Origin of the sequence: Streptomyces olivaceus, from assembly GCF_000721235.1 — a bacterium.
Classification (GTDB): domain Bacteria; phylum Actinomycetota; class Actinomycetes; order Streptomycetales; family Streptomycetaceae; genus Streptomyces; species Streptomyces olivaceus.
This window is the reverse complement of record NZ_JOFH01000011.1, coordinates 184,555-194,503: the sequence shown is the minus strand read 5'-3', so window position 1 is coordinate 194,503 and position 9,949 is coordinate 184,555. Positions and strand designations below refer to the sequence as shown.

Here is a 9,949-nt window from a genome sequence, read left to right as displayed (position 1 = left end):
AAACGCCCGGTTACATTTCGAACCCGGAAGCTAAGCCTTACAGCGCCGATGGTACTGCAGGGGGGACCCTGTGGGAGAGTAGGACGCCGCCGAACAATCATTCAAAGGGTTGGACCCAGAACTTCGGTTCCGGGTCCAACCCTTTTTTGTTGTCCGTCACCAGAAGTTCACGTTGCGCTACGACCATCGTTCGTATGGGTACCGCAGCAATGCTCAGGGCCGCCGGCGTCGGAGTCGGTGACGAGGTCGTCGTACCTTCCTTCGGGAACGTGGAGGTCGCCGAGGCGGTGGCGCTCACCGGCGCGCTGCCGGTGTTCGCCGACATAGATCCGGCGACGTACTGCCTGGACGCGTCCAGTGTCGAAGCGACGCTCACGGAACGGACCGCGGCCGTCGTCGTCGTGCACCGGTTCGGGCGGCCGGCGGAGATGGGGCCGCTGCACGGCATAGGGCGGCGGCACGGGCTGCTCGTGCTGGAGGAGCGCGAGTCCGAGGTGCCGTACGACGAGATGGCGCAGCGCCGGCAGCGGGCGGCCTACCTCGACGGGAAGCTGCGGGGTGTGCGGACGCCCGACTGGGGTCAGGGGCACAGCTATCAGCAGTACGTGGTCCGGGTGCCGGGGAACGGACGGCCGGACCGGGACGCGTTCGCCCGTGCCGTGCGGGCGCGGGGCGTCGAGTGCCGGGTGCCGGTGAAGGCGCCCGTCCACAGGATGCCGCACTTCCGTCGTTGTGTGTCGCTGCCGGAGACCGAGCGGGCCGCGGACGAGACGCTCGCGCTGCCCGTCGAGGCCGCGTTGACCAAGAGGGACATGCAGCGCATCGTCTCCGCCTGCAATGCACTGGGCGGACTGCTGCAGCCGGCACTCTGAATCCGTGGTTGGGAGCACCGACCTGTTCGGGGTATGATCTATTCCGTTGCGGCCGGGGAAACCCGGAAAGCGACAGGCCCCTATAGCTCAGTCGGCAGAGCGTCTCCATGGTAAGGAGAAGGTCAACGGTTCGATTCCGTTTGGGGGCTCCGACGGAAAGGCCCCGCCCATTCGGGCGGGGCCTTATTCATGTCCGGGCGCCGGGTGCCGCGGCCCGTGCGGGGCTAATCCGCGTGGGGTTCCGGGACGCGCATCGCGAGGATCGCCATGTCGTCGGACGGGGCGTCCGACGCGAAGCGCTCGACCGCGCGCATGATCCGGGCGGCCACCGCGCCCGCCGTCAGGCCGGTGCACGAGGTGAGGACGTCGGCGAGGCCGTCGTCGCCCAGCATGCGGGTGCCCTCGCGGCGTTCGGTGACGCCGTCCGTGACACAGAGCAGGACGTCGCCCGGGTCGAGGGTGACCGTCTGCTCGTAGAGCTCCAGGTCCTCGATGACGCCGAGGAGCGGCTGCGGCTCGGCGGCCGGTTCGACCGTGCCGTTCTGGCGCAGGCGGAGCGGGAGGGGGTGGCCGGCGCAGACCACCTTCAGTTCGGCGCTGCCGTCGTCCTGCGGGCGCATCTCGCCGTACAGCAGCGTGAGGAAGCGGCTGCGGGCGCCCTCGTCGAGGATGGCGGAGTTGAGGCGCTGCAGCACCTCCGGGCCGCTCAGGCCCTCGCGGGCCAGCAGGCGCAGGGCGTGCCGGGCGAGGCCCGTGACGGCCGCCGCGTTGGGTCCCGTACCGCAGACGTCGCCGATGGCGAAGCCGTACGCGTCGTCGCTGATCGGGAAGAGGTCGTAGAAGTCGCCGCCGACCTCGTTGCCCTCGCCGGCCGCGCGGTAGATGACGTCGACCTCGACGCCGTCCACGACGGGGAGTTCCGGGGGCAGCAGGCTGCGCTGGAGGGACTGGCTGATGGCCGTGCGCTCCGAGTACAGGCGGGCGTTGTCCAGGGCCAGGGCGGCCCGGCGGGACAGGTCCTCGGCGAGCTCCAGGATCTCCTGGCGGAAGTGGTCGTCGGTGGGCTTGCCGAGGGTGAGCATGCCGATGACGCGGTTGCGGGCGACCAGCGGGAGGACGACCGTCTCGCCGCCGACGGCGGAGGCCGTCGCGAGGGTCGGGCCGATGCCGGTGCTCAGGGGCTGTGCCGGGCCGCCGCTGAGGCCCAGGTCGCGCATGGAGGTGCGCAGCGCCGCCTGGTGGGCCATCTCGGCGGGGGCCGTCCAGACGCGGGCGCCCGGGGTGGGGACCGGGTCGGGCGGTGCGATCTTCGACAGCAGGGACTTGATGCCGTCGATCAACTCCTCGTCCTCGTGCAGGACGTAGGAGAGGTACGGGTCCGAGGACTGGTCGGCGATCGTGTAGACGGCGCACCAGGTGGCCAGGGTCGGGACCGTCATCTGGGCCATCAGGGCCAGCGTCTGGTCGCGGTCCAGGGTGCCCGCGAGGAGGTCGGAGGCCTCGACGAGGAAGCTGAGGGAGCCGCGGCGCAGCCGTTCCAGCTCGCCGAGGCGCGCCGACTCGACGGCCAGCGCGATGCGGTCGGCCGCGAACTGGAGGCGCAGCGCCTCCTCGTTGGAGTACCGGCCGGGGGCCTCCGCGGCGACGCCGAGGGAACCGGTGAGGCGCCCTTCGACCTTGAGGGGGACGGTGACGACCGAGCGCATGCCCGTGCTGTTCAGGAGCGGGACCGCGCCGGGGACGGCCTCCAGGTCGTCGTGGACGGCGGGCATGCGGGCGGAGCCGTATCGGCCGGGGCCCGCCTCGACGGGGACGCGGGCGAACCGCTGGCGGGCGGAGGGCAGACCGGTGGAGGCGCGGACTTCCAGCTCCGTCTCGTCGTCGGTCGCCAGGAGCAGGAAGGCGGCGTCCGCGTCGAGCATGTCGCGGGCGCGTTCGACCGTGCGCTGGAGGAGGCCGTCGAGGTCGTCCGGGGCGGGGGACCCGATGAACACCTCGAAGGGGTCGGTGCTCTGGCCCTCCGTGGCGGGGCTGTCCGCGGACGGCACGCGCAGCGGCGTCTGCAGCACCGCGCGTTCGTGGTCGCGGACGAGGAGGCACACCGTGGACGGTTCGCCGCCGGCGTCGCGGACGCGGAGGTGGGAGGCGTAGACCGGGGTGACGCGGCCGCGGGCGTCCCTTATGCCGTAGCTGCCCTCCCAGCGGGAGAGCTGGAGTGCCTCGGCGATGCCGGTGCTGGTGCCCGGGGTGTGCGGCCAGGCGGCGAGGTCGGTCAGCGGCTTTCCGGTGACCTGGTCGGCGGGGTAGCCGAAGAGGTCCTCGGCGTCCTCGTTCCACGACGTGACGGCGCCGGTGCGGTCGATCTGGACGACGGCGACGCGGACCCGGCCGTCGGCCAGGGGCAGCAGGTCGGCGGGGAGGGAGGGGCCGGCGGCGCGGGTGCCGACCGGGCGCTCGGGCAGGTGGAGGTGGAACCAGACGTTCTTCAGGGTGGGCGTGTACTCGACGCCCCAGCGGTCGGCCAGGGCCGCGCACAACTGGAGCCCGCGGCCGCCCTCGCGGTCGGGGCTGCCCATGTCGGCGGGAGACCCCTGGAGGGGGACCTCGCGTTCGGGGTAGTGGTCGGCGACCTCGATCCGTACGCCGTCGTCGCTGCGCAGGCACAGGACGTCCGCGGTGGTGCCGGCGTGGACCACGGCGTTGGTCACCAGTTCACTGGTGAGGACCACGGCGTCGTCGATGATGTCCGCATGGCCCCAGCCCTGGAGCGTGTCGCGGACGAAGGACCGGGCGCTCGCCACGGACCGCCCGACGGGCTCGAAGCTGGCGGCCGCGCGCGCGGTGATCACAGAACTCCCTCTCTCCCCGTGCACGGCCTCATGGCCGGCCGGCTCGTGCCGCTGCTGCGGCACCCCGCCCGTCGGCCCGGGATCCGGGGGCTGTTCCCCCGGGATCAGTCCGGTGGTCATTCCGGCCGCCCCTCCGATGCCCGCTTCGTCTCCTGTACCACCGCCCAGACCGGACGCACCGGCTTGGCTGGACAGCCGCATGCAAGGTTACTTACCTTCGCCGTCCGTGCGGATGCCGGTCTGCAGTGTTTCCGCCCAGAGGGTGTGCGGACGGTGTGCGAAGCTGCCGAACTGTTATGGCCTGGTTCGGCGGGGGTGAAACACTGGGAAGGCTGCTTGTGAGGTCCGGGCAGGTGAATGCGCGCCGAGTGGGGTGGGCAGCAGCCCCTGGACGCGGTCCGGTGAGCCGGTCCGGGTCACCCGGCAGCACTGGCAGTACTCGGCAGTAACCGGTCCGTCGCGCGGTGGCGGGCGGACACAGCAGTATCGGTCGACCCCTGCGGGAGGGACACAGTGGAGTCTGGCGCAGCGACGCGGGCCACGAAGACGCGCGCGAAAGGCGGACAGTCCCAGAGTAATAAGGGCAAGACGCGGGGCGGCAGTACGACGGTGGACACGGCCGCGCTGAACCGGCTCCTCGCAGCGCTCGTGTCCATGCGGGAGGGCAATTTCCGCAGGCGGCTCACGGTGTCCGGCGACGGCGTGATGTCGGAGATCGCGGCGGTCTTCAACGAGGTGGCCGACCGCAACCTCCACCTCACGGGTGAGCTGGCGCGGGTGCGGCGCACGGTCGGGCGTGAGGGGAAGCTCACGGAACGGCTGGAGACGGGGGCCTGCGAGGGTTCCTGGGCGACCGCGATCGACAACTCGAACGCGCTGGTGGACGACCTCGTGCGGCCCGTCTCCGAGGTCAGCCGGGTGCTGTCGGCGGTGGCGGACGGTGATCTGTCGCCCCGCATGGAGCTGCGGACTCAGAGCGAGGAGGGCACCGGGCAGCCGCTGCGCGGTGAGTTCCTGAAGGTCGGCCGGACCGTGAACAACCTGGTCGACCAGTTGTCGACGTTCACGGACGAGGTCACGCGGGTGGCCAGCGAGGTCGGTACCGAGGGCAAACTGGGCGGTCAGGCCCGGGTGCGCGGGATGTCGGGTTCGTGGAAGGACCTGACGGACTCCGTCAACACCATGGCGTACCGGCTCACCGCCCAGGTGCGGGACATCGCGCTGGTGACGACGGCGGTGGCCAAGGGCGATCTGTCCCGCAAGGTCACCGTGCACGTGGCCGGCGAGATGCTGGAGCTGAAGAACACCGTCAACACGATGGTGGACCAGCTCTCGGCGTTCTCGTCCGAGGTGACACGCGTCGCCCGGGAGGTGGGCACCGAGGGTGCCCTGGGCGGTCAGGCGCAGGTGCCGGGCGTGGCCGGGGTGTGGAAGGAGCTGACCGACTCCGTCAACACCATGGCCGGGAACCTGACGGCCCAGGTGCGGGAGATCTCCCATGTGACGACGGCGGTCGCCAACGGCGACCTGTCGAAGAAGGTGACGGTGCCGGCCCGGGGCGAGGTCGCGCAGCTCGCCGAGACGATCAACCAGATGACCGAGACGCTGCGGATCTTCGCGGACGAGGTCACGCGCGTGGCGAACGAGACGGGCGGGGAGGGTCAGCTCGGCGGGCAGGCGAACGTGCCGGGCGCGGCCGGTATCTGGAAGGACCTGACGGACTCCGTCAACACCGTCTTCCGGAACCTGACCACGCAGGTGCGGGACATCGCCGCGGTGACGACGGCGGTGGCCAGCGGTGACCTGTCGCAGAAGGTCACGGTGGACGTGGCCGGCGAGATGCTGGAGCTGAAGAACACCGTCAACACGATGGTGGACCAGCTGTCCGCCTTCGGTGCCGAGGTCACGCGGGTGGCCCGGGAGGTCGGTGTCGAGGGCGAGCTGGGCGGTCAGGCGCAGGTGCCGGGGGCGGCGGGGACGTGGAAGGACCTCACGGACTCCGTCAACACCGCGTTCCGCAACCTCACCGGTCAGGTGAGGAACATCGCGCAGGTGACGACGGCGGTGGCCAACGGCGACCTGTCGCAGAAGGTCACCGTGGACGTCTCCGGCGAGATGCTCCAGCTGAAGAACACCGTGAACACGATGGTGGACCAGCTCTCCAGCTTCGCCGACCAGGTGACGCGGATGGCCCGGGACGTGGGTACGGAGGGCCGCCTCGGCGGTCAGGCCCGGGTCGACGGCGTGTCGGGGACCTGGAAGGAGCTGACGGACTCCGTCAACTCCATGGCCGGCAATCTGACCTCCCAGGTGCGCAACATCGCCCAGGTGACGACGGCCGTCGCGCGCGGCGACCTGTCGCAGAAGATCGACGTCGACGCGCGCGGCGAGATCCTGGAGCTGAAGAACACCATCAACACGATGGTGGACCAGCTGTCGTCCTTCGCCGAGCAGGTCACCCGGGTCGCCCGCGAGGTGGGTACGGAGGGCCGCCTCGGCGGTCAGGCGCAGGTGCCCGGCGTCGCCGGTGTGTGGCGCGACCTCACCGACTCGGTGAACGGCATGGCCGGCAACCTCACCGCGCAGGTGCGCAACATCGCGCAGGTCGCGACGGCGGTGGCGCGCGGTGACCTCTCCCAGAAGATCACCGTGGACGCGCGCGGCGAGATCCTGGAGCTGAAGAACACCCTGAACACGATGGTGGACCAGCTGTCGTCGTTCGCCCAGGAGGTGACGCGCGTCGCGCGCGAGGTGGGCACCGAGGGCATCCTCGGCGGCCAGGCCGAGGTGCAGGGCGTCTCCGGCACCTGGAAGGACCTCACGCAGTCCGTGAACGGCATGGCCAACAACCTGACCATGCAGGTCCGCAACATCGCCGAGGTCACCACCGCGGTGGCCAAGGGCGACCTGTCGAAGAAGATCACCGTCGACGCCAAGGGCGAGATCCTCGAACTGGTCACCACCGTCAACACGATGGTGGACCAGCTGTCGTCCTTCGCCGAGCAGGTCACGCGGATGGCCCGCGAGGTGGGCACGGAAGGCATCCTGGGCGGCCAGGCGCACGTGCCCGGCGTCGTCGGCATCTGGAAGGACCTCAGCGACAACGTCAACCTGATGGCGAAGAACCTCACCGTGCAGGTGCGCAACATCTCCCAGGTGGCCGCCGCCGTCGCCAACGGCGACCTGACGCGTACGGTGACGATCGAGGCGCGCGGCGAGGTCGCGCAGCTCGCCGACACGTTCAACACCATGGTGAAGACGCTGAGTTCCTTCGCGGACCAGGTCACCAAGGTGGCCCGCGAGGTGGGCACGGACGGCATCCTGGGCGGTCAGGCGCACGTGCCGGGCGTGTCGGGCACCTGGAAGGACCTCACCGAGTCGGTGAACCAGATGGCGTCCAATCTGACCGGTCAGGTGCGCAACATCGCCATGGTCACGACGGCGATCGCCAAGGGCGACCTGACCAAGAAGATCGACATCGACGCGCGGGGCGAGATCCTGGAGCTGAAGACGACCATCAACACGATGGTCGACCAGCTGTCGTCGTTCGCCGAGGAGGTCACCCGCGTGGCCCGCGAGGTGGGCACCGAGGGGCAGCTGGGCGGTCAGGCGCGGGTGCGGGACGTGGACGGCACCTGGCGCGACCTGACGGAGTCCGTGAACGAGATGGCCGGGAACCTGACCCGGCAGGTGCGTGCCATCGCGCGCGTGGCGACCGCGGTGACGCGCGGAGACCTGAACCTCAAGATCGACGTGGACGCCTCGGGCGAGATCTCCGAGCTGCAGGACTACATCAACAAGATGATCGCCAACCTGCGCGACACCACGATCGCCAACAAGGAGCAGGACTGGCTCAAGGGCAACCTCGCCCGGATCTCCGGCCTGATGCAGGGCCGCCGCGACCTCCAGGACGTGGCCTCGCTGATCATGAGCGAGCTGACGCCGGTGGTCTCGGCGCAGCACGGGGCGTTCTTCCTCGCGATGCCGCTGGCCGACGGCCAGGAGCAGGCCGGTGCCGACGGTGACCCGTACGAGCTGCGGATGCTCGGGTCGTACGGCTACTCGATGGGGTCCATGCCGACCTCGTTCCGGCCGGGGGAGGCGCTGGTCGGCACGGCCGCCCAGGAGAAGCGCACCATCCTGGTGGAGAACGCGCCGAGCGGCTACCTGAAGATCTCCTCCGGGCTCGGGGAGGCGCCGCCCGCCCAGGTCATCGTCCTGCCGGTGCTGTTCGAGGGGCAGGTGCTCGGCGTCATCGAGCTGGCGTCCTTCACGCCGTTCACGCACATCCAGAAGGACTTCCTCAACCAGATCGCCGAGATGATCGCGACCAGCGTCAACACCATCTCCGTCAACACCAAGACCGAGGTGCTGCTGAGCCAGTCGCAGGAGCTGACCGAGCAGCTGCGGGAGCGGTCCGCCGAGTTGGAGCAGCGGCAGAAGGCGCTCCAGTCCTCCAACGCCGAGCTGGAGGAGAAGGCCGAGCTGCTGGCGCAGCAGAACCGCGACATCGAGGTGAAGAACACCGAGATCGAGGAGGCGCGGCAGGTCCTGGAGGAGCGCGCCGAGCAACTCGCGGTCTCGATGCGCTACAAGAGCGAGTTCCTGGCCAACATGTCGCACGAGCTGCGTACGCCGCTCAACTCGCTGCTGATCCTGGCCAAGCTCCTCGCCGACAACGCCGACGCGAACCTCTCCCCGAAGCAGGTCGAGTTCGCCGAGACGATCCACGGAGCCGGTTCCGACCTGCTCCAGCTCATCAACGACATCCTTGACCTGTCGAAGGTCGACGCGGGGAAGATGGACGTCTCCCCGACGCGCATCGCACTCGTCCAGCTCGTGGACTACGTGGAGGCCACCTTCCGGCCGCTGAGCGCGGAGAAGGGCCTGGACCTGTCGGTGCGGGTGTCGCCGGGGCTGCCCGCGACCATGCACACCGACGAGCAGCGGCTGCTCCAGGTGCTGCGCAACCTGCTGTCCAACGCGGTGAAGTTCACCGACTCGGGCTCGGTCGAGCTGGTCATCAGGCCGGCCCGGGACGAGGTTCCGCGGCGCATCCGGGAGCAGTTGCTGGAGGCCGGTTCGACGAACGACCCGGACGCCGAGCTGATCGCGTTCTCCGTGAGCGACACGGGCATCGGGATCGCGGCCAGCAAGATGCAGGTGATCTTCGAGGCGTTCAAGCAGGCCGACGGCACCACCAGCCGCAAGTACGGCGGTACGGGCCTCGGGCTGTCCATCTCGCGGGAGATCGCGCAGCTGCTGGGCGGCGAGATCCACGCGCAGAGCGAACCGGGCCGCGGCTCCACCTTCACGCTCTACCTACCGCTGCACCCGAGCGAGCTGCCTCCCAACGGCTACCCGCAGGCCCTGCCCTCCGCCGAGGCCGGCGCGCCTCCGGTGTCTGCCGGGGTCCCGGAGCTGCCGCCGGGCACGGAGGACCGGGGGCCGGCCGAGGCGACCACGTACCAGGACCCGCACAACGGTGCCGCCCCGCTGTTCCGGAACCGCCACCGGTCGCCCGGGGCCGAGGAGCTGCCCGCGGTGCGCGAGCGGCAGTCGGCCGACGAGCAGGGAACGTCGCCGCGGTCGACCCGGGGCATCAGGTTCGGCGGGCAGAAGGTGCTGATCGTCGACGACGACATCCGCAACGTCTTCGCGCTCACCAGCGTGCTGGAACAGCACGGGCTGTCCGTCCTGTACGCCGAGAACGGGCGCGAGGGCATCGAGGTCCTGGAGCAGCACGAGGACGTGGCGGTCGTCCTGATGGACATCATGATGCCCGAGATGGACGGGTACGCGACGACCACGGCGATCCGCCGGATGCCGCAGTTCGCCGGGCTGCCGATCATCGCGCTGACCGCGAAGGCGATGAAGGGCGACCGGGAGAAGGCGATCGAGTCGGGCGCGTCCGACTACGTCACGAAGCCGGTAGACCCCGACCACCTGCTGACGGTGATGCAGCAGTGGATGCGGGCGGAGTGATCGCCGGGCGTTCGTGAAGGTGCCCCCCGAGGCTTCGGAGAAGGCCTCCGGGGGCACACCCGGGAACGGTGCGCGGAGTACGGAGGGGCACCTTCCGTGCGGCGCGCCGGGGCAGTGTGCGAACGTGGGGTGTACGTGCACGGCGGGAACCTCCGGGACGGCGCCAAGTCGCCGACTCGGCGTGCCCGAAGCCGTGTAGAAGTACGGGAATCCGGGAACCTTCTGGGCTCCCGCCGCGTTTCT

The 9,949-nt window shown here is 70.2% G+C and carries 3 protein-coding genes, 1 tRNA gene and 1 rRNA gene; 4 read left to right on the top strand and 1 reads right to left on the bottom strand.

Annotated features, from left to right (window positions below):
- The 3 genes from rrf to IG94_RS0114445 form a co-directional block, all read left to right on the top strand.
- A 5S ribosomal RNA gene (rrf, locus tag IG94_RS39665) occupies positions 1–95 on the top strand; the annotation flags it as partial.
- Positions 96–209: 114 nt separating this feature from the next.
- Positions 210–872, top strand: a complete 663-nt coding sequence (locus IG94_RS0114450; protein WP_031035530.1) for a DegT/DnrJ/EryC1/StrS family aminotransferase — start codon at positions 210–212, stop codon at positions 870–872.
- A 76-nt stretch (positions 873–948) separates the two neighbouring features.
- Positions 949–1,021, top strand: a tRNA-Thr gene (locus tag IG94_RS0114445).
- Positions 1,022–1,096: 75 nt separating this feature from the next.
- On the opposite strand, the gene IG94_RS0114440 is transcribed toward IG94_RS0114445, so the two are convergent.
- Complete coding sequence (locus IG94_RS0114440) at positions 1,097–3,841, bottom strand: SpoIIE family protein phosphatase (RefSeq protein WP_031035527.1); 2,745 nt, start codon at positions 3,839–3,841, stop codon at positions 1,097–1,099.
- 393 nt (positions 3,842–4,234) lie between these two features.
- Between IG94_RS0114440 and IG94_RS0114435 the strand changes: the two genes are divergently transcribed.
- Positions 4,235–9,706, top strand: coding sequence for a HAMP domain-containing protein (locus tag IG94_RS0114435; RefSeq protein ID WP_078892298.1), 5,472 nt, complete (start codon positions 4,235–4,237; stop codon positions 9,704–9,706).
- Positions 9,707–9,949: the final 243 nt, after the last annotated feature.